The following is a 22,967-nucleotide window of genomic DNA, read 5'->3' on the forward strand; positions in this document are numbered from 1 at the left end:
CACTGATGCGACTACCCCTGGAGAAGCGATGAAGCACTTCCAATCAACCCGGCGTTCCTTCCTGGCCCTTGCGGCCGTAACTCCTTTCGCCGTCATGGCAACGAGCGCCTGCGGCACGTCCGGTCCAGGCGGTGCGAGCGGAGGAGGAGCAAGCATGTGGTTCCTTACCGGTGAGCCCAACCAAACCACCATGCAGAAGGCAGTAGACGCTTTCGGATCAGCGAATCCCGATAACAAGATCGCCGTCACGTACTTCCAGAACGACGCATACAAGACCAAGATCAAGACCGCCATCGGTGCCGGCCAGGCCCCCACCATCATCTATGGCTGGGGTGGCGGTGGCCTGAAGACCTACGCCGAGGCCAACCAGGTGGAAGACCTGACCAGCTGGTTCGATTCCAACCCGGACCTCAAGAAGAAGTTCTTCCCGTCGTCGTTTGGAGCCGCTACGGTCAACGGCAAGATCTACGCCCTTCCCAACCAGTACGTGGCACCGATCGTCCTGTTCTACAACAAGGAACTCTTCGACAAAGCCGGAGCCCAGCCGCCCAAGACCTGGGACGATCTGATGTCTCTGGTCAAGACCTTCAACGACATGGGCGTAGCCCCCTTGTCCCTGGGCGGCCAGTCCCGGTGGACCTCCATGATGTGGCTGGAGTACCTTCTGGACCGCATTGGCGGGCCCGAAGTATTCAAGGCGATTTTCGAGGGCAAGCCGAATGCGTGGATGGATCCCGCCGTGATCGAAACGGGCACCAAGGTCCAGGAACTTGTCTCCGCAGACGGCTTCATCAAGGGCTTCTCCTCCATCACGGCCGACTCGAAAGCAGACCAGGCCCTTTTGTTCACGGGCAAGGCAGCCATGATGCTCCAGGGCTCGTGGACCTACGGAGCCATGAAGAAGGACGGACAGAACTTCGTCCAGAACGGGAAACTTGGTTTCGTCAACTTCCCCACCATCCCCGGAGGCAAGGGCGACCCGAAGAACGGCGTGGGCAACCCGGCCCAGTACATGTCGATCTCATCCAAGGCAACGGACAAGGAAAAGGAGACCGCCAAGAAGTTCTTCAAGGATGGCATCATGACGGACACGGTCATTGACGCCTATATCAACTCCGGTTCGGTGCCCATTGTCACCGGCATTGAAGACAAGCTTTCTTCCTCCCCTGACAAGGACTTCCTGAACTTCGTCTACGCCCTGGGCAAGGACGCCCCCAACTTCCAGCAGTCCTGGGACCAGGCCCTCAGCCCGACGGCCGCCGAAGCCCTGCTGAGCAACATTGACCAGCTCTTCCTCAAGTCGATCACCCCGCAGCAATTTGCTGAGAACATGAATGCCACCCTGGGCAAATGAGTTCGGCCACCTCGCACAGGGCAGTCCCGGGCCCTCAAAAGATCCGGGAATCCGTACAGCAGAAATCGGCTCTTCCGTGGCTGACCATTCCGGCTTTGTTCTTCTTTGTGGTCTTCGCCGTCGTACCTTTGGCGGGGGTACTGGTCCTGAGCTTTGCCAATTGGGACGGCATCGGCGCCATCGGAGCAGCCGGTATGGAGAACTGGACGTCTGTCCTGTCCGACCCGGAGCTCTATAACTCCTTGGGCCTGACCTTTATGATCATGATCGTTTCCTGGCTCGTCCAGACCCCCATCAGTCTTTTGCTGGGCGTCTTCACTGCCGGGACGCAGCGCTACAGGGCAGCCCTGGCGGTGCTCTACTTCCTCCCCTTGCTGCTCTCTTCAGCTGCAGTCGCGATCGCCTACAAAGCTCTGTTGGACCCGAACTTTGGCATGGCCATGGGCCTGGGACTTCCGTTCCTTGCCCAGGACTGGTTGGGCGTGCCTCAGCTTGCCCTTGGATTGATCATCTTCGTGATCGCCTGGCAGTTCGTGCCCTTCCACACCCTGATCTACCAAGGTGGTGTGCGGCAGATTCCCAAGTCGCTCTACGAAGCTGCCCAGATCGACGGCGCGGGAACCATCAAGCAGTTCTTCCACATCACCCTCCCGCAGTTGAAATACACCATCATCACCTCGTCGACGCTGATGGTGGTTGGATCGCTGACCTACTTCGACCTCATCTTCGTCCTCACGGGTGGCGGACCGGGCAACTCCACCCGCATCCTGGCGCTCGACATGTACTTGCGCGGCTTCCGGGCCAACCTCATGGGACCTGCAAGCGTCATCGCGGTCATCCTCGTCGTCATAGGCCTTGCACTGGCTTTGTTCCTCCAACGCCTCGGGGGCAAGGACAAACAGGGCAGCCAATTGGAAGGTATGTAACGTGAGTACTGTCCTCGAGAGCGATTCGAAGCCAGGGACACCGGCTCCTGCGGCGTCGTCCGTCAAGGCAAAACAAAGCCTTGGTACACGGATCAAGCGGCTCAACATCCCCGGCGGCCTCGGCGGCTGGATCTGGCTCGCCGTCATCATCATCCCGATCTACTACATCGTCATCACCAGCCTGAAGACTTCCGAAGGTTACTTCGGCCAGAATCCGATGGCTCTTCCCACCGCCCCGACGCTGGAGAACTACCAGTTGGTTCTCGAAGCCAACTTCTCCACGTATTTCATGAACAGCGTCATCGTCACGCTGGGGTCCGTGGTTCCCACGGTCCTGATTGCCTTCATGGCAGCCTTCGCCATTGTCCGCGGACACGGCAGGTACTTGAAGTTCGTCAACGGCATGTTCCTCATGGGCCTGGCGATTCCCCTGCAGGCCACGATCATCCCCATCTACCTGATGATCATCCGCCTGAATCTCTACGACAGCCTTTTGGCCATCATGCTGCCATCCATAGCGTTCGCCATACCGCTGACGGTCCTGATCCTGTCCAACTTCATCCGCGACGTCCCGAACGAACTGTTCGAATCGATGCGCCTGGACGGTTGCAGCGAGTGGCAGACCATGTGGCGTCTGGCTCTTCCGTTGACCAAGCCCGCGATCGTTACCGTGGCAATCTACAACGGCCTGCACGTGTGGAACGGCTTCCTGCTCCCGCTGGTGCTCACCCAAAGCCCGGAACTGCGCGTCCTTCCCTTGGGACTGTGGACCTTCCAGGGTGAATTCAGCGTCAATATTCCAGCCGTACTAGCCTCCGTCGTGCTGAGCACGTTGCCCATCCTGGTGATCTACGTCCTTGGACGGCGCCAACTGGTCAGCGGCCTGACTGCGGGCTTCAGCAAGTAACTGGTTCTCCCAGTAGAAAGGACTCCCCTGTGACACCAGCAAAACCACTTCGCGTCGGCATGGTGGGCTACGCGTTCATGGGCGCCGCGCACTCCCATGCGTGGCGTACAGCACCACGTTTCTTTGACTTGCCACGAACACCTGAACTCACGGCCGTAGCCGGCCGGAATCCGGACGGGGTAAAGGCCGCGGCTGAAAAATATGGCTGGGCATCCACTGAAACCGACTGGCGGCGCTTGATCGAGCGTGACGACATCGACCTGATCGACATCTGCACACCCGGCAACACCCACGCCGAGATTGCCATCGCCGCCCTGGAGGCTGGCAAGCACGTCCTGTGCGAAAAGCCGTTGGCCAACTCGGTGGAAGAGGCTGCAAAGATGACGGCCGTTGCAGAGGCAGCAGCCGAACGCGGAGTCCTTTCCATGTGCGGCTTCAGCTACCGCCGCACCCCCGCCTTGGCCCTGGCAAAACGAATGGTGGAGGAAGGCCGGCTGGGCGACATCCGCCATGTCCGTGCCCAGTACCTCCAGGACTGGCTCAGCGATGCGAATGCTCCGCTGACATGGCGACTGGACAAATCCAAGTCCGGCTCCGGTTCGCTCGGCGACATTGGTGCGCACAGCATTGACGCCGCGCAGTGGATCACCGGACTCAACATCACCGGGGTATCGGCACTGCTGGAAACCTTCGTGAAGGAACGCCCGGTGGGCGGAGATCTGGTCGGCTTGGGCGGCCACGGCGGGTCTGATGGTCCGCGTGGACCGGTGACCGTTGACGATGCCGCGCTGTTTACGGCGCGTTTTGAGGCAGCGCACGACGCCGGCTTGGAACCAGCCGCTGACGGGTCCCGGAACGTGGGCTCATCCGGCCCCGTCGGTATCTTCGAAGCCACCCGTTTTGCCCTGGGCCGCAAGAACGCCATGCGCCTGGAGCTCAACGGCACCAAGGGTTCCCTGGCGTTCGATTTCGAAGACATGAACTCGCTGCAGTTCTACGATTCCGCGCTGGAACCGGACGCCGGCTTCCGCAAGATCATTGTCACCGAACCCTCCCACCCCTACACGGCCAACTGGTGGCCCACCGGACATGGCCTCGGCTATGAACACGGCTTCACCCATCAGGTGGTGGACCTGGTGACTGCCATCGGCGCCGGCGAGCAGCCCTCGCCGTCGTTCGCTGATGCTTTACAGGTACAAAAGGTGCTGGCCGCGGTCGAGGCCAGCGCGGACAATGCAAGCCGCTGGCAGTACGTGTGAAAGGAACCATCATGACCCGACCCATCACCCTCTTCACCGGCCAGTGGGCCGACCTGCCGTTCGAAGAAGTGGCCAGGCTCGCAGGCGAATGGGGCTTTGACGGCTTGGAGATCGCCTGTTGGGGCGACCACCTTGACCCCCTGCGGGTGGTTGAGGACGACGCCTACCTTCAGGGCAAGCTGGACATCCTGGAAAAGCACCAACTATCGGTCCATGCCATTGCCAACCACCTCACCGGCCAGGCGGTGTGCGATGACCCCATCGACGAACGCCACCGCGACATCCTTGCTCCGGAGGTGTGGGGCGATGGCGAGCCCGAAGGCGTACGCCAACGGGCTGCGGAGGCAATGAAAACCACGGCGCGCGCTGCGGCGAGGCTTGGCGTCAAGACGGTCACGGGCTTCACAGGCTCCTCCATCTGGAAATGTGTCGCCATGTTCCCGCCGGCCTCCGACGCCATGATCGAGCGCGGTTACCAGGACTTCGCCGATCGATGGAACCCCATCCTGGATGTCTTTGACGAGGTGGGCGTCCGGTTTGCCCTGGAAGTCCACCCTTCGGAAATCGCCTACGACTACTGGACGGCCAAGCGCACCCTGGAAGCGATCGGCCCCCGGGAGAGCTTTGGCCTGAACTTCGATCCTTCCCATTTCATCTGGCAGGACCTGGACCCCGTGATGTTCCTCCAGGACTTTGCGGACAAGATCTTCCATGTCCACGTCAAGGAATCCGTCCGGCAACTCAACGGACGCAACGGACGCCTCGGCTCGCATCTGCCGTGGGCGGACCCCCGCCGCGGGTGGGACTTCGTTACTGCAGGCCATGGTGACGTCAACTGGGAGCCGATCTTCCGCACGTTGAACGCTGTGGGTTATGAAGGCCCAACCAGCATCGAGTGGGAAGACGCCGGCATGGATCGGCTGGTGGGTGCTCCCCAGGCGCTCCGGATGGTCCGTGATCTGGCCGCCATCCGGCCACCGGCGGCAGCCTTTGATGCGGCCTTCGCAACACGCGCAACGCCCTGACCCTGACTCCAACGAATATGCCCCGATACGAAGGAAACCATGACAAGCAATAACAAGACCGCGCTGGTGGTCCGTGGCGGCTGGGACGGACACCAGCCAGTTGAGGCCACGGAGCTTTTCCTCCCCTACCTCAGGGACAACGGCTACGACGTCCGCGTGGAAGAGTCGCCAAAGATCTACGCCGACACCGAATACATGGCCGGAGTGGACCTGATCGTGCAGTGCATGACGATGTCCACCATCGAAAAAGACGAGTTCCAAGGGCTGCGGACCGCCGTCGAAAACGGCACCGGCCTGGCGGGCTGGCACGGTGGGATCGCCGATTCCTACCGCAACAACTCCGACTACCTCCACCTCATCGGCGGCCAGTTCGCCTGCCACCCTGGCAAGCATGTGGACGAGCAGATCGGCGAGCAGTCGGACAACTACGTTCCCTACAGCGTGAACATGTTGCCCGCCGCGGCCGAACACCCCATTACCCAAGGTATTGGGGACTTTGATCTTGTGACAGAGCAATACTGGGTGTTGAGCGACGACTACATCGATGTCCTGGCCACCACCACCCAAAAGGTACGTGAGTGGGATCCGTGGAACCGGGAAGTGACCTCGCCGGCAATCTGGACCAGACAATGGGGCAAGGGCAGGATCTTTGTCTGCACCCCGGGCCACCGAGTGGAAATCCTTCAGGACAACAACGTTCGCACCATCATTGAAAGGGGCATGCTGTGGGCATCCCGCTAACCCAGGCCAAGCCGCTGAATGTCGGCATCATCGGCTGCGGCGCCATCATTTCGCAGTACCTGGCCAATTTCCGCCGGTTGGATTCCGTGAATTTGGTGGCCGTGGCAGACCTCGATCCCGCGAGGGCCCAGGCTGTGGCGGACTCCTACGAGGGTGTCAGGGCCCTTAGTGTGGATGGGCTGCTGGCAGCAGAGGACGTTGAGCTGGTCCTGAACCTGACCATCCCCGCTGCCCACGCGGACATCGCACTCAAGGCCATCGCAGCAGGCAAGTCCGTGTACGGCGAAAAGCCCCTCGCGGCTACCACCGCAGAGGCCAAGGAGGTCCTTGAAGCGGCGGCTGCGGCCGGAGTCATGGTTGGCTGCGCACCGGACACCGTCCTCGGAACAGGCACCCAAACTGCCAGGAAAGCGATCGACGACGGATTGATTGGGGCCCCGGTTTCGGCCACGGCCACCATGGCAACCCCGGGCCACGAGCGCTGGCACCCCAATCCGGACTTCTATTACCAGCCCGGTGGTGGACCCCTGCTGGACATGGGCCCCTACTACGTCTCGGCCTTGGTGACGTTGCTGGGACCCGTAGTGTCGGTCGTAGGTGCCGCGAGCCATACACGCACTGAACGCACCATTGGTTCGGGCCCGCGTGAGGGGCAGAAAGTGCCGGTGGACATCGACTCGCACGTCACCGGAGTCCTGGTTCACGCCTCTGGGGCGCTTTCGACGCTGTTCATGAGTTTCGACGCTGTCAAGACCAAGAGCCCCAACATCGAGATCCACGGCGAAAAGGGCTCGCTGATCGTCCCGGATCCGAACCACTTCGACGGGGACGTTGAGCTCTTCGCCCTTGGTGCCGAGGACTGGGAAACGCTCCCGGTGTCAGCTGGATACAAGGATTCTGGCCGGGGCTTCGGCATCGCCGACCTCGCTGCCACGCCGGTTGGGGAAGAACCCCGTGCCGGCGGCCAGTTGGCCTTCCACGCCCTTGAGGTCATGGAGTCCGTGCTGGCCTCGGCCAAGAGCGGCCAGGCCGTCGCCATCAAGAGCACCGCCGCCAGGCCGGCTTCCGTGGAACTCACGGAACTTGCGACGGCGGTCCACGCCTAAGGCGCGCAACGCCCCACGGATCCGGTCCCTGTTTGTCCGTCCCGCCCGCCACCGGCGGGCCTGGACGAGCAGGGGCCGAATCCTTTTAACGCCCAGCCCGGCGCAGCGTGGCTTCGGCATGTTTGAGGATGGGCCCATCGATCATCTTGCCCTTGAACTGGAACACGCCGGCGCCCGCCGATGCCGCCGCTTCCAGGAGTTCGGACGCATGCGCAACAGCTTCGGGGGCCGGCGCGTAGGCCTCCCGGACCACGGCAACCTGGTTCGGGTGGATGCAGGCCTTCGCTCCGAAACCGCTGGCTACTGCGTCCAGCGACTCTTCTGACAAGCCGTCGAGGTCGGGGATATTCACATAGACCGAGTCGATGGCTTCCTTGCCCGCGGCTTTAGCGGCCAGCAGCACCGCAGATCGTGCGTGCAGCGCGACAGCACGGTACCCGCCGTCGTCGTTCCTGCTGGAGAGTCCGCCCAGGGAAGCCAGCAGGTCCTCCGCACCCCACATCAGGCCTACGACGTTCGGCTCGGCAGCGATGGCTGAGGCGTTGACGATGCCCGCTGCTGTTTCGCAGAGTGCGATGACACTAAAGCCCGCCAAGGCCCGCAGTTGCTCGGCGCTCTCCGCCTTGGCCAGCATGAAAGTGCGGTACGGCGTTTTTTCCAGAGCCTGGAGGTCGAGCTCGAACTCCGGTGTTCCCACCGGATTCACCCGGACAATGGTGCGGTCCGGGTCCAGCCCACCCGTACCTGAATGCGCCACATCCGTTTGCTCCAGGATCGCCTCGCGGGCCCGGGCCTTGTCCGCAGGAGCCACTGCGTCCTCAAGGTCCAGGATGACCGCGTCCGAGCGGTCTGCGGCCTTCCCGAAACGCTCCGGCCGATCGGCAGGGCAAAAGAGGAGCGCCGGCCCCATGGTGAACCGGGCGGTGTGCTGCGAGTGCATGAAGTTCCTTGCTGCTGGGCGTGCTAATGGTCGGAAACGGCTAGTGGCAGGAAGTGGTTAATGGCCGGAAATGGCCGCGGCGTGCGCTTCCTTGGTCCACATCAGGCAGGTTCGGGTGGCCAGTGCCACCACTGTCCCGTCCTGGTTGCGGCCGGTGTGCTGCATGGTCACCACACCCTGTCCGGGGCGGGACGAGGACAACCGTTTTCCAGTGATCACCGTTTCCGTGTACAGCGTATCCCCGTGATACAGCGGGTGCGGGAAGGTCACGTCCGTCAGCCCCAACTGGGCAATGATGGTCCCCTGCGTCAGCTGGGCTACGGACTGCCCCACCACAGTGGACAACGTGAACATCGAGTTCATGAGCCGCTGGCCGAACGGCTGGGTTGAACTCCATGCCGCGTCAAGGTGCAGCGCCTGGGTATTCATGGTCATGGTGGTGAAAAGTACGTTGTCGGTCTCGGTAACGGTTCGACCCGGCTTGTGTGCGTAGATCACGCCTTCTTCGAGTTCGTCGAAGTAGAGTCCGCGCTGTTCCACAACCCGCGTCATACAGTCAGCTCCTGGTCCTCTTCGAACAGTTCGGCTCCCGTGGCGGCCAGGACGTCCTCAAGGGTGACGTTGGGGGCGAGCTCGCGCAACACGAGTCGCGGGTCACCTTCGTCCTTGACGACATCGATCACCGCCAGGTCCGTGATGATCCGGTCCACGCACCCCTTGCCGGTGAGCGGAAGGGTGCAGTCCTGGACAATTTTTGGCCTGCCGTTGCGGTCCACGTGCTCCATCATGACAATGACCTTTTTGGCTCCGAACACCAGGTCCATGGCCCCGCCCATGCCTTTGACCATCTTCCCCGGGATCATCCAGTTGGCGAGATCGCCATTGGCCGCCACCTCCATTGCACCCAGGACGGCGACGTCCACATGGCCCCCACGGATCATGCCGAAAGAGGACGCCGAATCAAAGAACGCGGCCCCGGGATTGACGGTGACCGTTTCCTTGCCGGCATTGATGAGGTCGGGATCGATCTTGTCCTTCGCCGGGTAGGGGCCAACGCCCAAGATCCCGTTCTCGGAGTGAAGGATCACCTCCACGCCGTCCGGAATGTAATTGGGGATCAATGTTGGCATCCCGATGCCGAGGTTCACGTACTGCCCGTTGGTAAGTTCCCGCGCAACACGGGCGGCCAGTTCGTTGCGGGTCCAGCCTTTTGCTTCATGATGCTCGACGTCGGCCCGCCGGTATTCGTGCCGGACGGCTTCGGGACGGGGCGGGATGTCCTGGTACGTGTTCTCTGCCATGGCTACGCTCCTGCCTCGCTGGATGCCGTTGCTGCTGTGCTCGTCAACGCTACGGTGCGCTTTTCGATCCGTTTTTCGCCCGCGCCGGCCACCACTACCCGTTGTACGAAAATTCCGGGAGTGTGGATGTGCTCAGGGTCCAGTTCGCCGGGTTCCACGAGTTCCTCGACCTCGGCGATGGTCACCCGGGCGGCCATGGCGCAGAGGGGGTTGAAGTTCATGGCGGTTGCATGGAAAACAAGATTGCCGTGGCGGTCGCCCTTCCAGGCATGGACCAGGCCGAAATCGGGCGTCAGGGACTCCTCCAGCACGTAGTCGGCGTCATTGAAGGTCCTCACCTCCTTGGGTTCCGAAGCAATCGCAACGTGGCCATCGGCGTCGTACTTTTGTGGAAGGCCGCCCTCCGACACCTGGGTTCCCACACCGGCCTTTGTGTAGAAGGCCGGTATGCCGGCGCCACCGGCGCGCAGCTTTTCGGCCAGCGTGCCTTGCGGTGTGAGAACGAGTTCAAGCTCCCCGGCCAGGTATTGCCGGGCAAATTCCTTGTTCTCGCCCACATATGAGCTCACGGTGCGCCGGATGCGTCCATCCTTGAGAAGGATGCCTAGGCCCCAATCGTCCACACCGCAGTTGTTGCTGACCGTCTCAAGGTCAGAGGTGCCCTGGCTGTGGAGGGCTTCGATCAAGGAGACCGGGATTCCGCAGAGGCCGAATCCTCCCACGGCCAACGAAGCCCCGTCCGGGATGTCCTTCACCGCTTCCGCGGCGCTGGCAACAACCTTGTCAATCATCCTTGATCCTTCCCTGCCACTGCCGACCCACCGTACGGTTACAGACCCAGCTCGCGGGCGATGAGCATCAACTGGACCTCCGTGGTCCCCTCCCCGATTTCAAGGATCTTGGAATCGCGGTAGTGGCGTGCCACGGCGAATTCGTTGATGAAGCCATAGCCGCCGAACACCTGGGTGGCGTCCCGCGCGTTGTCCATGGCTGCCTCGCCTGCGACCATCTTAGCGATGGCCGCCTCGGTCTTGAACGGCTTGCCTGCCAGCATCCTGGAAGCGGCATCGTAGTAGGCCAGGCGGGCTGTGTGGGCCCGCGCCTGCATCCGGGCAATCTTGAACTGGATGGCCTGGTACTTACCGATGTTCTGGCCAAAGGCGCTGCGTTCCTTGGCGTACTTCACCGAAAGATCCACGCACCCTTGGGCCGCACCCGTTGCCAGGGCGGCGATCGCGATGCGGCCCTCGTCCAGGATGGAGAGGAAGTTGGCATAACCACGGCCGCGCTCGCCCAGCAAGTTTGCTTCGGGAACATGCACATCATCCAAGGTGAGCGGGTGGGTATCGGAGGCGTTCCAGCCGACCTTGTTGTATGGCTTTTCGGCGGTGAAACCGGGCGTGTCCGTGGGAACCAGGATGGTGGAGATTTCCTTCCTGGTACTGCCGTCCGGGTTTTCCCTGGTCCCGGTGACAGCCGTGACCGTGACCAAGGTGGTGATGTCCGTGCCGGAGTTGGTGATGAACTCCTTGTTGCCGTTGATGACCCACTCGCCGTTGTCCAGGCGGGCGTTGGTCTTGGTGCCGCCGGCATCGGAACCGGCCTCGCGCTCGGTCAGGCCGAATCCGGCCAGGGACCTGCCCGATGCCAGTTGCGGCAGCCACTGTTCCCGCTGTGCCTGGGTTCCGAAGCGGTACACCGGCATCGCTCCAAGGGAGACGCCCGCCTCCAACGTGATCGCCACCGATTGGTCCACGCGGCCGAGTTGTTCCAACGCCAGCGCCAGCGCGAAGTAGTCTCCGCCCATGCCGCCGTACTCCTCGGGGAAAGGCAATCCGAACAAGCCCATCTCCCCCATCTGCTTCACGACTTCGTAGGGGAAGCTGTGCTCTTCATCATGCTTGGCGGACACGGGAGCAACCACTTCGTCGGCAAACTCGCGCACGGAGTCGCTGAGGTCCTGGTATTCCTCATTCAGGTCAAAAGTGCTCATGCTTGGACTTCCTTGTCTGTCTCTGCCGACGCTTCATCAGCGGGTCCGGCTACGTGAATGGTGGCGAGCACCTGGTCGGCCTTGACCAGGTCCCCGGGCTTACTGGTGAGGTGGACCCGTCCTGCAACGGAGGCCACCAACTGGTGCTCCATCTTCATGGCTTCGACGGCCAGGAGGACCTGGCCCTCCTCGACCACGTCACCGTTTGCAACGGACACGGACACCACCGTCCCTGGCATCGGCGAGCGCACTTCGGGATCGGCCGCGCCTTCAACGCGCTGGATGCCGGCGAGCATTCGACGCAGGCGCTCTGCACGGTTCAGGACCTCCAAGCGGCAGGACCAGCCGTCGTTGCCCAGATAGAGCTCCCCTGTCCCGCCGTGCACACCGGAAACCACGCCGACCGCGTAAGTGACCTGTCCGCCGTCGAACTCCAGCACAATGCTGTCCCGGCTGCGCTCCACCACCCGAACGGGGTAGTCGGGTCCGCCGTCGACGTTGGCCGTGAGCAAGCCAGGCGAGTCGGGCGAGTCGGCGATGGCCACCGTGGCCGATTCCCCGCCCGGAACTCCGAATGACGCCGTCCAGGCACCATGGGTACCTATCCGCCACGAATCCGGGGACTTCCAGGCGTTGCCTGCGAGCTCGGAGCCGCTGCGTTCCAGCCACAGTGTGAGTGCTGCGGTGATCAGCTCAACAGGGCGGACACGCCTGAACTCCATGGAGGCCAGCTTGCGCTCGATAAGGCCGGTATCCAGGTGTCCTTCACGCACCTCCGGGTCGTTGATGAGCAGCCGGAGGTACTCCACGTTGGTGTCGACGCCCAGCAGCGTGTAGCGGCCCAGCGCGGCATCGAGGGTGTCGAGCGCCCCGGCCCGGTCCTCACTCCATGCGATCACCTTGGCAAGCATTGGATCGTAATCGCCCGTGATCTGCAGGCCGTCCCGCATGGCTGAGTCGATCCGCACGTTGCCGGCCGCCATTTGTTGCCCGGAAACGCCATGATCCGGGGCGCCGTGCTCGGCGAGCGCCACAATGCGGCCCATGGACGGCATGAAGTTACGCTCGGGCACCTCCGCATAGATTCGCGCCTCGACGGCGTGGCCCTTGAGTTCGACGTCGGACTGCGCCAAGGTGAGCACCTCGCCGGCGGCGATCCTGACCTGCCATTCCACGAGGTCGATGCCCGTGACCATCTCCGTGACCGGGTGCTCCACCTGCAGGCGCGTGTTCATCTCCATGAAGAAGAACTCGTCCGGGTGTTCATCGGACACCAGGAATTCGACGGTTCCTGCACCGCTGTAGTTGACCGAGCGCGCCGCGTTGCAGGCAGCCTCGCCGATGCGCGCCCGGTGGATGGCGCCGTCGGGCAATGACTCAAAGAGCGCCGAGGGAGCTTCCTCAATCACCTTTTGGTGCCGGCGCTGAAGGGAGCACTCGCGCTCGCCCAAGTGGATGACGTTGCCATGGTTATCGGCCAGCACTTGCACTTCAATGTGGCGGGGAGAACGGATAAGGCGCTCCAGGAAGAGGGTGTCGTCCCCAAAGGCCGAAGCAGCCACACGCCGGGCTGTCTGCAGGATTGCGGCCATGTCCTCGAGCCGGTCAACCACGTGCATGCCTTTGCCACCGCCACCTGCTGATGGCTTGATGAGCAGCGGGAAACCGACTCCAGGTGCTGCGTCGATCAGGTCCTGGTCCGTGAGGCCGGGCTTGGCGATTCCGGGCACGCAAGGCACGTCGTAGGCCATGACGTGATTCTTGGAGCGGATTTTGTCGCCCATGACCTCGATGGCACCGATTCCTGGGCCGATGAAAGTGATTCCTGCCGCGTCCAGGGCTTTGGCGAACTCCACGTTTTCGGACAGGAAGCCGTAGCCGGGGTGGACCGCCTGGGCTCCGCTGCGGCGGCAGGCATCAATGATGGCGTCGATCTTCAGGTAGCTTTCCGACGGCGAGGTGCCGCCGATAGCGACGGCGGTATCAGCGAGAGTTACATGTTTGGCGTCCTTGTCGGCGTCCGAGTAGACCGCAACGGAACGGATGCCCATGTTCTTGAGGGTGCGGATGACCCGGCAGGCGATCTCGCCGCGGTTGGCGACGAGGACGGCACTGAAGGGTTTGGTCGCCGCGCGTGGCATTGTGCTGGTTGTTGGCAGGGTCATGGTCACATCCTGAAAAGGCCGAAGGAGGTCCCGGGCAGCTCCTGGCGGGAGACGACGTCCAACGCCATTCCCAGGACCCTCCGGGTGTCAGCGGGATCGATGATGCCGTCATCCCACAATCGGGCCGTCGAGTAGTAGGGGCTTCCCTGGTCTTCGTATTGCTGTTTGATGGGGGCTTTGAAGGCTTCCTCGTCCTCGGCCGACCACTCCTGGCCTGCTGCTTCGTACTGGTCCCGTTTGACGGTGGCCAGGACGCTGGAGGCTTGGTTTCCGCCCATGACGGAGATGCGCGCCGCGGGCCACATCCACAGGAAGCGCGGCGAGTACGCCCGTCCGCACATGGAGTAGTTACCGGCACCGAAGGAGCCGCCAATAACGACGGTCAGTTTGGGCACCCTCGCGGTGGCCACTGCGGTGACCATCTTCGCGCCGTTTTTGGCGATACCGCCCTGTTCGTAGTCTTTGCCGACCATGAATCCGGAGAGGTTCTGCAGGAAAACCAGGGGAATACCTCTCTGATCGCAGAGTTCAATGAAGTGGGCTCCCTTCAGCGACGATTCGCTGAACAGAACGCCATTGTTGGCTACGATGCCCACGGGATGGCCGTGGAGATGCGCGAATCCGGTCACGAGGGTGGTGCCGTAGTTCTTCTTGAACTCATGGAACTCCGAGCCGTCTACAAGCCGCGCGATCACTTCGCGGACGTCATATTGGGCGTTGACGTCCACCGGAACCACGCCGTACATCTCTGAAGGGTCGACGACGGGCGGCAGGACGACGTCGAGCACGTCCCATGCCGGCTGCGCCGGTTTCGGCAACGTCGCTACGATGTCCCGGACGATTTCCAGCGCGTGTTGATCATTCTCCGCCAGGTGGTCGGTGACGCCCGAAATCCTGGAATGTACGTCGCCGCCGCCCAGTTCCTCCGCGGTGACGATCTCGCCGATCGCTGCTTTGACCAGCGGGGGACCGCCCAGGAAGATGGTGCCCTGGTTGCGGACAATCACGGTTTCGTCGCTCATGGCGGGTACATAGGCACCGCCGGCCGTGCACGACCCCATCACGGAAGCGATCTGCGGAATCCTGGCCGCGGACATCCTGGCCTGGTTGTAAAAGATCCGGCCGAAGTGCTCCTTGTCAGGGAAAACCTCATCCTGCTTGGGCAGGAACGCTCCCCCGGAATCCACCAGATAGATGCACGGGAGCTTGTTCTCCAGGGCGATCTCCTGGGCCCGGAGGTGCTTCTTCACGGTCACGGGATAGTACGTTCCGCCTTTGACCGTGGCGTCGTTGGAGATCACCAGGACATGGCGGCCATGGACCAGGCCGATTCCCGCGATCACTCCGGCACCGGGAGAATCGTCGTCGTACATACCGTTGGCTGCGAGCGGTGCGATTTCCAGGAAGGGACTGCCTTCGTCCAGGAGGTAATCAATACGCTCCCGCGGCAAGAGTTTCCCACGGGCAATGTGCCGCTCCCGGGACTTGGCCGGACCGCCGAGGGCCGCCGTCGCAAGCCGTTCCCTCAGCTCCTCCACGAGTGCCAGTTGCGCCCGTTCGTTGGCCTCGAAAGTGCCGCCAGCGGCGCCCTTCAGGCTGGCAATTGTCTCCATCGACCCCTGTTCCATTCCCGGCCACAGGCCATTTCGGTTAGTGCCATGTAACTGAAATTTAGGTTAGTCTTTATTAACTGTGATGTCCAGCACAACGCACCCGGCCAGGTGCGCGGGCATCGGCACTGAGGAGGACAATGTGACAGCAGGCCCGGAAGCAAACACCGAAGGCCCCCGCGCCACCACGACACAACGAAGCCAGGCAAAAGAGCTTCGCAGGCTGGCTCTCTTATCGGCAGCAGCAGGCCTCTTCGCCGACAACGGATTCAGCCGGGTATCCCTGGAGGATCTCGGAGCTGCCGCGGGCGTCAGCGGACCGGCCGTGTACCGTCACTTTCCGGGCAAGCAGGCGGTGCTTGGTGAGCTGCTCCTCAGCGTCAGCCGCGACTTGCTGGAGGGCGGGTTGCGCGTTGTGTCGGAAGCCGGGACGCCCCTGTCCGCGCTCAGGGGGCTGATCCAGTTCCATGTGGACTTTGCCCTGAGCAATCCTGATGTCATCCGCGTACAGGACAGGGACTTCGGCAGCCTCAGCGGGCCCGACCAAGCAGAAGTCAGATCGTTGCAGCGCAGTTACGTTGAGACATGGGTTAACGTCCTGGCCCGGATCCATGATGGCGAAGATCCGTCCGTGCTGCGCGTCCGGGCCCACGCAGCTTTTGGCCTGATCAACTCCACCCCGCATTCGGTGCGGCAGCATGGCAGAAAAATCGCCGTCAAATCAGCCAGGCCCGTTTTGGAGCAGATGGCGTATGCCGCGCTGACGTCGGTGTGACAGTCTGGTTTCGCTGACTATTCCACGATTGGCCGACTTTTCCACATAGCTCGATGTGGGGCTAACGGGTGTGGGTTGGTGGTGACAGGCTTTTTGTATGGAAACGAAGGGGCCGGTACTCACGCGGCAGGCTGGTTTCTCTGACGCGTCCGCCCGGTCTGAACCTCCGGCGGGCCAGTTCCGGCCCGCTGGAACACCTGCTACGGCGTTCTTGTCCGGGCAGGACAGCCAGCCCCGCCCTGGCAATGGAACCGGCTCCGGGACTGGTTCTGTGCCTGGTTCCAGTTCCAGGACTGGTTCTGTGCCTGGTTCCAGTTCCAGGACTGGTTCTGTGCCTGGTTCCAGTTCCAGGACTGGTTCTGTGCCTGGTTCCGGTTCCGGAACTGGTTCTGTGCCTGGTTCCGGGGCTGGCCGTGGCACCGGCTCCGGGTCTGGTTCCGGTGGTGCTGTCCCGGGCCTGACGCCAACACTCAGTGAGGGCGCCGTCTTTGAGGTGGGCGCCGTATCTGAGGTGGGTTCTTTCCTTGATGATGCTTATGAAGCCTTGGCCGGGCTACGGGATTCGGCTACGGACGATGCCCGGTTGTTCGGGTTCGCGGAGGCCGCGGACTTCGCCGGCAGGGTTGAGGACCTTTCCCGGTGCGTGGAATACGTCCAGATCGTCGCGGCCCAAGCTGTGGATCGGACCCGGACCGAAGAACAAACCCGTCAGCCAAGGCCCTCAGGCGCGCAGGAATGGCGAACAGGGTGGACCGAGCCCGCTGGAACCCAGGCTGCTGCGGAAGCCGCAGCCTCAACAGACCCCGCCAGGACGGAGCAGGCCTACACGGATGCAGTCCAGACGGAAGACGCCCCTGGCAGTGTCTTGGATGATGGGTACCGGAACGCGGCGGAGTTCCTTCGGGCCCGGTTGCGGATCGGTATCGGTGAAGCCCGGCGCAGGCTCGCCCTCGCCCCCGTCCTGCTCACCAGCACTGGACCCACCGGGCAGGACATCCCCGCACGACGCGAAGAACTCGCCACCGCAGTCCACACCGGGCAGGTCTCGTCCCGCTCCGCGACGATCATCAGCACTGCCCTGGACAAAGCCCAACACCTCACCGACCAGGACACCCTCACCGGCATGGAACACGCCCTAACCACCACCGCCGCACAGTCCGACCCCGACTTCCTCACCACCATGGCCCGACGCTGGACCGACTACATCGACCACGACGGCCCCGAACCCACCGAAGAAGCCCTCCGCCACGTCCAAGGCGCGTTCCTCCGCCGCCGACGCCGCCACGGACTGCACCACCTCGAAATCTTCGCCACCGGTGAACAATACGAAATCCTCGCCACCGCCATGAACGTCGCCACCAACCCCCGCCTCACCACCACCCCAGGCACCAGCACCGCCGACACCAACAGCACCCCGGGGCCGGAGCTGGACCGACGCTGCCGGGCCCAGAAACTCCTCGACGGACTCGTCGGCGCCTGCACCCTGGCCATGACCACCGGGAAACTACCCACCAACGGCGGACTCCGACCCCAACTCACCATCACCATCGCCCACCACGAACTCTTCCAACAACTCACCCACACCAGCGCCACAGAAACCAACACCACGAACCAGCCGAGCCCCCGCAAGACCCCCAGCACCAGCACCGGCGCGGGTACCAGCACCGGGACAGCGACCTTCACCGGGCCCATGCACCCGAACACCATCCGCAAAATAGCCTGCGACGCCGAGATCCTGCCCGTCCTGCTCGGCACCGATTCCCAAATACTCGACATCGGCCGCAGCACCCGGATCTTCCCACCCCACATCCGCAAAGCCCTCACCGCCCGCGACGGCGGCTGCGCCTTCCCCGACTGCACCATGCCCGCACCCTGGTGCGAAACCCACCACATCACCTACTGGACACACGGCGGCACCACAGGAACCAACAACGGCGTCCTCCTCTGCTCACACCACCACCACCTCATCCACAAAGAACAATGGAAAATCCGCGTCCAAACCGGCGTCCCATGGTTCACACCCCCACCCCACATCGACCCCCACCAAACACCACGACGCAACCACCACCACACACCACTCAGAACATAAGCGTGGGGTGATCAGAGAGTCGCACGTGCCCCTTCCCACGGGCGACGTCAGTTGTGGTCCGGGTGATTCCCGGACGACAGCTCGCTGCATGCTTGGCTGGGATCGCCATACCTAGGATTCGCAGGGCCAGTCAGAGGGGTGGGCTGCCATCCACGGCACGCCTACGCTGGGAACACGCGTCCTTCCAGGACCCCGAGCCAACCACACGAGGAGCACACAATGAAGATTGCCGTCACGGGCGGAAGCGGGAAACTGGGCCGGAGCGTGGTCCGGCGGCTGACGCAGGACGGCCATGAGGTGCTCAACATCGACCGGGAGGGCGCCCGTGGCCCCGGCTACGTCAACGTGGACCTCCGAAATTACGGGCAGGTGCTGGATGTCATCCTTGGCTTGGATGACCGACACAATGGTTTGGACGCCATCGTTCATCTGGCTGCCATCCCGGCGCCGGGACTTGCCCCGGACGCGGCGATCTTCGAAAACAACATGGTCTCCACCTACAACGTCTTCCAGGCAGCACGGCGCGCCGGAATCAAAAAGGTGGTGTACGCATCCAGCGAGACAGTCCTGGGCCTCCCCTTCGACATCGCCCCTCCCTATATACCGGTCGATGAAGAGTACGCAGCACGTCCGGAGAGCACCTACTCATTGGTTAAGCACCTTGAGGAACAAATGGCCATCCAGTTGACCCGCTGGGATCCGGAATTGAGCATCACGGCACTTCGCTTCTCCAACGTCATGGACCCACAGGACTACGACGCATTCCCTTCCTTTGACTCGGACGCCACCCTCCGTAAATGGAACCTCTGGGGCTACATCGACGCCCGTGATGGCGCCCTGGCAGTCGTCCGCGCACTGGAATACGGGGAACCCGGGTTCGAAACCTTCATCATCGCGGCAGCCGATACCGTCATGAGCCGCAGCAGTGCAGAACTGGCCGCGGAAGTGTTTCCCGGCGTCGAGGTCCTGAAGGAACTGGGCGAGCACGAAACCATGCTCTCGATCGATAAGGCGCGCAGGCTGCTGGGCTTCGAGCCTAAGCATACGTGGCGCACTGTCCACTCCAACAAGACCACGCCCACAGAGGACTGAGCCTTCGGCAGGCACAACACGGGACACGAAAGCGCGACGGCCCACCCCTTGGCTGCAGTTTCCTGCAAGCACTCGTAAAGGGATGGGCCGGCGCAGCTTATAGGGCTAGACCATGGTCATCACCATGGCGGGGTCGGAAAGAATGGCGCCGAGGTCCGCGAGGAACCGCGAGCCTTGTTCGCCGTCCACCAGGCGGTGATCGAACGACAGGCTGAGGGACATGACCTGCCGTACCGCCACTTCGTCATTTACCACCCATGCTGCCTTCCGGACAGCACCCAGAGCCACAATCGCGGCTTCGCCAGGATTGAGGATGGGCGTACCTGCATCGATCCCGAAAACGCCGATGTTGGTGATAGAGATGGTCCCGCCCGAAAGATCCGAAGGCGAGGTCTTCCCCGCGCGGGCTGTTTCGGTCAGTTCCGTCAGTGCAGTGGAGAGCTCCCGAAGCGTCATCCGATCGGCGTCCTTGATGTTCGGAACAGTCAGGCCTCGCGGGGTCGCGGCAGCAATACCGAGGTTGACATAGTTGTACTGGATGATCTCCTGGTTTGCCTCGTCCCAGCGCGAGTTCAGCGTGGGATTACCGTGCAGCGCGACGAGGACCGCCTTGGCCGCAATGGTCAGCGGTGTCAGCTTGTAGCCTTCGAAGGCCTTGTTGCCTTTCAGCCTGGCGAGCAGCTCCATGGTGGCCGTGACATCGATGGTCAGGAACTCCGTCACGTGGGGGGCGGTGAAGGCGCTCTCCACCATGGCCGCCGCCGTGAACTTCCGAACACCCTTGATGGGCGTGCGCGTTTCACGCCCCTCCTGCGCAACGGAGGCCGCAGGTGCTGCGGCTTCACCGGTGAAGCCCTGCACGTCCTCGCGGGTGATGAGCCCTCCGGGACCGGTTCCGGGAACCAGTTCCAGGTCGATCCCGAGGTCGCGCGCCAGTTTGCGCACCGGAGGCGTGGAGCGCGGACGCTCGGCGGTCCTCTCGCTGGGCGTGACGGCTTCGGCTACTGGCTCAGGAACATCTTGGGTTTCGGCCTGCTGGCGGCCGCGGGCGCGTCGCGCCGGACGGCCGGAATGTTCGACGACGGCGCCGTAGCCAACCAGGTTGGGCTCACGTTTTGCGGGACCGTCCGTAGCTTGTTCGGCCTCAGCTGACCCGCCTCCGGCGGAGGGGGAATCAGCGAGCGGCGCGCCGCCCCCGTTGGAGGTTCCGGCGTCGTCCACTTCGAAGGAGACGATCCTCTTGCCCACCTCCACCACGGTTCCGGGCTGCTCGTGAAGGGCTGCGACGGTTCCGGCGAACGGAGATGGCAACTCCACCACGGCCTTGGCGGTCTCGACCTCGGCAATAACCTGGTTCAGTGTGACGGTGTCCCCCACCGCGACCTTCCAGCTCAGGATTTCCGATTCAGTCAGTCCCTCACCGAGGTCCGGGAGCCTGAATTCCTTGATCATGGTGGCGGTCATCCTTCCAGTCCACTCAGGGAGTTGGGGCGGCCGAGGGCGCGATCCACGCCGTCGAGAATCCTGTCCAGATCCGGCAGGTGGTGCATTTCAAGCTTCGAGTACGGATAGGGCACGTCAAAGCCGGTAATACGCACAGGTGCGGACTCGAGATAGTTGAAGCAGCGCTCCGTGATGCTCGCAGCGATTTCTGCGCCAAGGCCGCCGGATTGCCCGGCCTCGTGGGTGATCACGAGCCGCCCCGTCTTGCGGACGGAGGCTTCCACAACCGGGTAGTCCACGGGGGCCAGGGAACGGAGGTCGATCACTTCCACGGAGATACCTTCATCAGCGGCAGCCATGGCAGCGTCCTTGGCGGTTTTGACCAGCGGACCGTAGGCAACCAAGGTGACGTCAGAGCCCGGGTTCACCACCGCGGCCTTATCCAGCGGCAGTGCGTTGGAGAGGTCGATCGACTCATCCACATCGCCCTTGTCGTGATAACGCCGCTTGGGCTCGAAATAGAGGACGGGATCGTCCGAGGCGATCGCCTGCTGGATCATCGTGTATGCATCCTGGGGGTTGGAAACCGCAACCACCCGCAGGCCTGAGGTGTGCGTGAAGTAGGCCTCGGGTGATTCGGAGTGGTGCTCGGGCGATCCGATGCCACCGCCGAACGGAACCCGGATGGTAATTGGCATCTTGACGCGGCCCTGGGTGCGGTAATGCATCTTGGCTACCTGGCTGACGATCTGGTCGAAGGCCGGGTAGATGAAGCCATCGAACTGGATCTCACACACGGGACGGTACCCCCGGTACGCCAAGCCAACAGCGGTACCGATGATGCCGGACTCCGCCAAGGGCGTATCGATCACACGGTGCTTTCCAAAATCCTTCTGCAGGCCGTCCGTGACCCGGAAGACGCCACCCAGGCAACCAATATCCTCTCCCATAAGGACCACTTTGGGATCATTTTCGAGCGACTTCCGGAGGCCGGCGTTGATGGCCCGGGCAAACGTGAGCTTGGACATCAGAGTGCACCTTCCTCGACTGGCTGGTTGAAACTGTTCAGGTAGCGGGAATAGTGGTCCTTCTGCCGCTCGATCCAGGAATTGGGCGTGCTGTAGACGTGGTTGAAGACGTCCAGCGGCTGCGGATCAGGCATGCCAATGCAGCTGGAGCGGAGGTCTGCGGCAACGGCGTCGGCTTTGGCCTTGACGCGGGCTTCCACGTCGTCCGTAAGCAGGCCCTTCGCTTCCAGGAGCTTCCTGAGCCTGAGAATGGGATCTTTGGCAGCCCAATCTTCCAGCTCGATTGGATCGCGGTAACGGGTGGGGTCATCAGCAGTGGTGTGCGGACCCATGCGGTAGGTGACGGCCTCGATGAAGGTTGGTCCTCCGCCCTTCCGTGCCCGGTCCAGCGCCACCCTGGTGGCTGCCATCACGGCCAGGACGTCATTGCCGTCCACGCGCATGCTGGGGATGCCGAATCCGGTGGGCCGGTCAGCCAGTTGCACATGCGACTGGATACGGACCGGCTCCGAAATTGCCCAATGATTGTTCTGGCAGAAGAACACCACCGGCGCCTGGTAGCTGGCTGCGAACACCATTGCCTCGTTCACGTCGCCTTCACTGGTTGCGCCATCGCCGAAGTACGCAAGGACCGCTGTGTTCGCGCCATCCAGCTGCACGCCCATGGCGTAGCCCGTGGCATGCAGGCTCTGGGAACCGATGATGATTTGCGGCGTCGCCAGGTTGATGCGCTGGGGGTCCCAACCGTAGGAAGCGTTGCCTCGCCACACACGCGCGATCTCCGAAAGGTGGGCGCCGCGCACGTAGGCCACGCCGCTTTCCCGGTAGCTGGGAAAGACGAAGTCATCGTCGCGCAACGAACGGCTGGAGCCTATCTGCGCTGCTTCCTGGCCGAGGAGCGGCGGCCACAGCGCTAGTTCCCCTTGGCGCTGCAGGGCGGTGGCTTCAGCGTCGATGCGGCGGATGACGGTCATGTCCTCATACAGGGAGCACAGTTGTTCGTCACCGACGTCCTTGACCCAGACATCGAATTCAGGATGGCTGATGCGCTCGCCGTCCGGGGACACCAACTGGAGCAGATCGCCACCAGTCCGCAAGGAAATTTGTGCACTTAGTTCAGGGCCCGGAGCATCATTACGCGCTCCCTTGCCCGCCTGATCCGTCAACACAGTTGATCGCAACCTTCCGGCTCGTTTTCGTCGGCGCCCGCAAG

20 protein-coding genes are annotated in these 22,967 nt (G+C 62.7%); 10 read left to right on the top strand and 10 right to left on the bottom strand.

Translation table 11 applies throughout. The features are described 5' to 3' along the window. Positions 1–28 precede the first annotated feature (28 nt). From AB0N72_RS04480 to AB0N72_RS04510, 7 genes are read left to right on the top strand one after another with little or no spacing between them, the layout of a single operon-like run. Positions 29–1,354 (top strand): extracellular solute-binding protein, encoded by a 1,326-nt coding sequence (locus tag AB0N72_RS04480; RefSeq protein WP_363934477.1) that lies wholly within the window; start codon positions 29–31, stop codon positions 1,352–1,354. Then, a complete protein-coding gene (locus AB0N72_RS04485) occupies positions 1,351–2,280 on the top strand; it encodes a sugar ABC transporter permease (protein ID WP_363934475.1) in 930 nt (309 codons plus the stop codon). The genes AB0N72_RS04480 and AB0N72_RS04485 overlap by 4 nt, the downstream gene beginning before the upstream one ends. Before the next feature lies 1 nt (position 2,281). After that, positions 2,282–3,187, top strand: coding sequence for a carbohydrate ABC transporter permease (locus AB0N72_RS04490; RefSeq protein ID WP_363934474.1), 906 nt, complete (start codon positions 2,282–2,284; stop codon positions 3,185–3,187). Between the two features lie 29 nt (positions 3,188–3,216). Next, a complete protein-coding gene (locus tag AB0N72_RS04495) occupies positions 3,217–4,446 on the top strand; it encodes a Gfo/Idh/MocA family oxidoreductase (RefSeq protein ID WP_363934473.1) in 1,230 nt (409 codons plus the stop codon). 11 nt (positions 4,447–4,457) lie between these two features. Further along, positions 4,458–5,471 carry a sugar phosphate isomerase/epimerase family protein gene (locus AB0N72_RS04500; RefSeq protein WP_363934471.1) on the top strand — a complete coding sequence of 338 codons (1,014 nt, stop codon included), beginning with the start codon at positions 4,458–4,460 and terminating at the stop codon, positions 5,469–5,471. Positions 5,472–5,510: 39 nt separating this feature from the next. Further along, entirely contained in the window at positions 5,511–6,212 is a 702-nt protein-coding gene (locus AB0N72_RS04505; protein WP_363934469.1) for a ThuA domain-containing protein, read from the top strand. Next, positions 6,197–7,318 (top strand): Gfo/Idh/MocA family oxidoreductase, encoded by a 1,122-nt coding sequence (locus AB0N72_RS04510; protein ID WP_363934468.1) that lies wholly within the window; start codon positions 6,197–6,199, stop codon positions 7,316–7,318. Before AB0N72_RS04505 ends, AB0N72_RS04510 begins: the two co-directional genes overlap by 16 nt. A gap of 85 nt (positions 7,319–7,403) precedes the next feature. On the opposite strand, the gene AB0N72_RS04515 is transcribed toward AB0N72_RS04510, so the two are convergent. The 7 genes from AB0N72_RS04515 to AB0N72_RS04545 are packed head-to-tail and all read right to left on the bottom strand — an operon-like array spanning position 7,404 to position 15,330. Continuing rightward, on the bottom strand, positions 7,404–8,258 hold the full coding sequence (locus AB0N72_RS04515) for a CoA ester lyase (RefSeq protein WP_363934466.1): 855 nt from the start codon (positions 8,256–8,258) through the stop codon (positions 7,404–7,406). A gap of 57 nt (positions 8,259–8,315) precedes the next feature. Continuing rightward, positions 8,316–8,810 (bottom strand): MaoC family dehydratase, encoded by a 495-nt coding sequence (locus tag AB0N72_RS04520; RefSeq protein WP_363934464.1) that lies wholly within the window; start codon positions 8,808–8,810, stop codon positions 8,316–8,318. Then, the gene (locus tag AB0N72_RS04525; protein ID WP_363934462.1) at positions 8,807–9,559 is read right to left on the bottom strand and encodes a CoA transferase subunit B; all 753 of its coding nucleotides are present in this window, start codon (positions 9,557–9,559) and stop codon (positions 8,807–8,809) included. The genes AB0N72_RS04520 and AB0N72_RS04525 overlap by 4 nt, the downstream gene beginning before the upstream one ends. 2 nt (positions 9,560–9,561) lie before the next feature. Then, positions 9,562–10,350: a CoA transferase subunit A gene (locus AB0N72_RS04530; protein ID WP_363934460.1), complete on the bottom strand. Its 789-nt coding sequence runs from the start codon at positions 10,348–10,350 to the stop codon at positions 9,562–9,564. A gap of 38 nt (positions 10,351–10,388) precedes the next feature. After that, positions 10,389–11,552, bottom strand: coding sequence for an acyl-CoA dehydrogenase family protein (locus AB0N72_RS04535; RefSeq protein WP_363934459.1), 1,164 nt, complete (start codon positions 11,550–11,552; stop codon positions 10,389–10,391). After that, positions 11,549–13,717 (bottom strand): biotin carboxylase N-terminal domain-containing protein, encoded by a 2,169-nt coding sequence (locus AB0N72_RS04540; protein ID WP_363934458.1) that lies wholly within the window; start codon positions 13,715–13,717, stop codon positions 11,549–11,551. The genes AB0N72_RS04535 and AB0N72_RS04540 overlap by 4 nt, the downstream gene beginning before the upstream one ends. A gap of 2 nt (positions 13,718–13,719) precedes the next feature. Next, positions 13,720–15,330, bottom strand: a complete 1,611-nt coding sequence (locus AB0N72_RS04545) for a carboxyl transferase domain-containing protein (RefSeq protein WP_363934456.1) — start codon at positions 15,328–15,330, stop codon at positions 13,720–13,722. Between the two features lie 139 nt (positions 15,331–15,469). Here AB0N72_RS04545 and AB0N72_RS04550 point away from each other — a divergent pair, with 139 nt between their 5' ends. The 3 genes from AB0N72_RS04550 (at position 15,470) to AB0N72_RS04560 (ending at position 19,283) form a co-directional block, all read left to right on the top strand. Beyond that, positions 15,470–16,102 (top strand): TetR/AcrR family transcriptional regulator, encoded by a 633-nt coding sequence (locus AB0N72_RS04550; RefSeq protein ID WP_363934635.1) that lies wholly within the window; start codon positions 15,470–15,472, stop codon positions 16,100–16,102. 361 nt (positions 16,103–16,463) lie between these two features. Further along, positions 16,464–18,191 (top strand): DUF222 domain-containing protein, encoded by a 1,728-nt coding sequence (locus AB0N72_RS04555; protein WP_364081195.1) that lies wholly within the window; start codon positions 16,464–16,466, stop codon positions 18,189–18,191. A 219-nt stretch (positions 18,192–18,410) separates the two neighbouring features. Beyond that, positions 18,411–19,283: an NAD(P)-dependent oxidoreductase gene (locus AB0N72_RS04560; protein ID WP_363929777.1), complete on the top strand. Its 873-nt coding sequence runs from the start codon at positions 18,411–18,413 to the stop codon at positions 19,281–19,283. A gap of 105 nt (positions 19,284–19,388) precedes the next feature. Here AB0N72_RS04560 and AB0N72_RS04565 read toward each other — a convergent pair whose 3' ends face one another. Genes AB0N72_RS04565 through pdhA form a run of 3 tightly spaced genes read right to left on the bottom strand, consistent with a single transcriptional unit; the run spans position 19,389 to position 22,923 of the window. Beyond that, complete coding sequence (locus AB0N72_RS04565; protein WP_363929779.1) at positions 19,389–20,747, bottom strand: dihydrolipoamide acetyltransferase family protein; 1,359 nt, start codon at positions 20,745–20,747, stop codon at positions 19,389–19,391. After that, entirely contained in the window at positions 20,744–21,754 is a 1,011-nt protein-coding gene (locus AB0N72_RS04570; RefSeq protein ID WP_363929780.1) for an alpha-ketoacid dehydrogenase subunit beta, read from the bottom strand. The genes AB0N72_RS04565 and AB0N72_RS04570 overlap by 4 nt, the downstream gene beginning before the upstream one ends. Beyond that, positions 21,754–22,923, bottom strand: a complete 1,170-nt coding sequence (gene pdhA / locus AB0N72_RS04575; protein ID WP_363929781.1) for a pyruvate dehydrogenase (acetyl-transferring) E1 component subunit alpha — start codon at positions 22,921–22,923, stop codon at positions 21,754–21,756. The genes AB0N72_RS04570 and pdhA overlap by 1 nt, the downstream gene beginning before the upstream one ends. Positions 22,924–22,967: the final 44 nt, after the last annotated feature.

This window comes from Paenarthrobacter sp. NPDC089307 (assembly GCF_040685055.1).
Classification (GTDB): Bacteria; Actinomycetota; Actinomycetes; order Actinomycetales; family Micrococcaceae; genus Arthrobacter.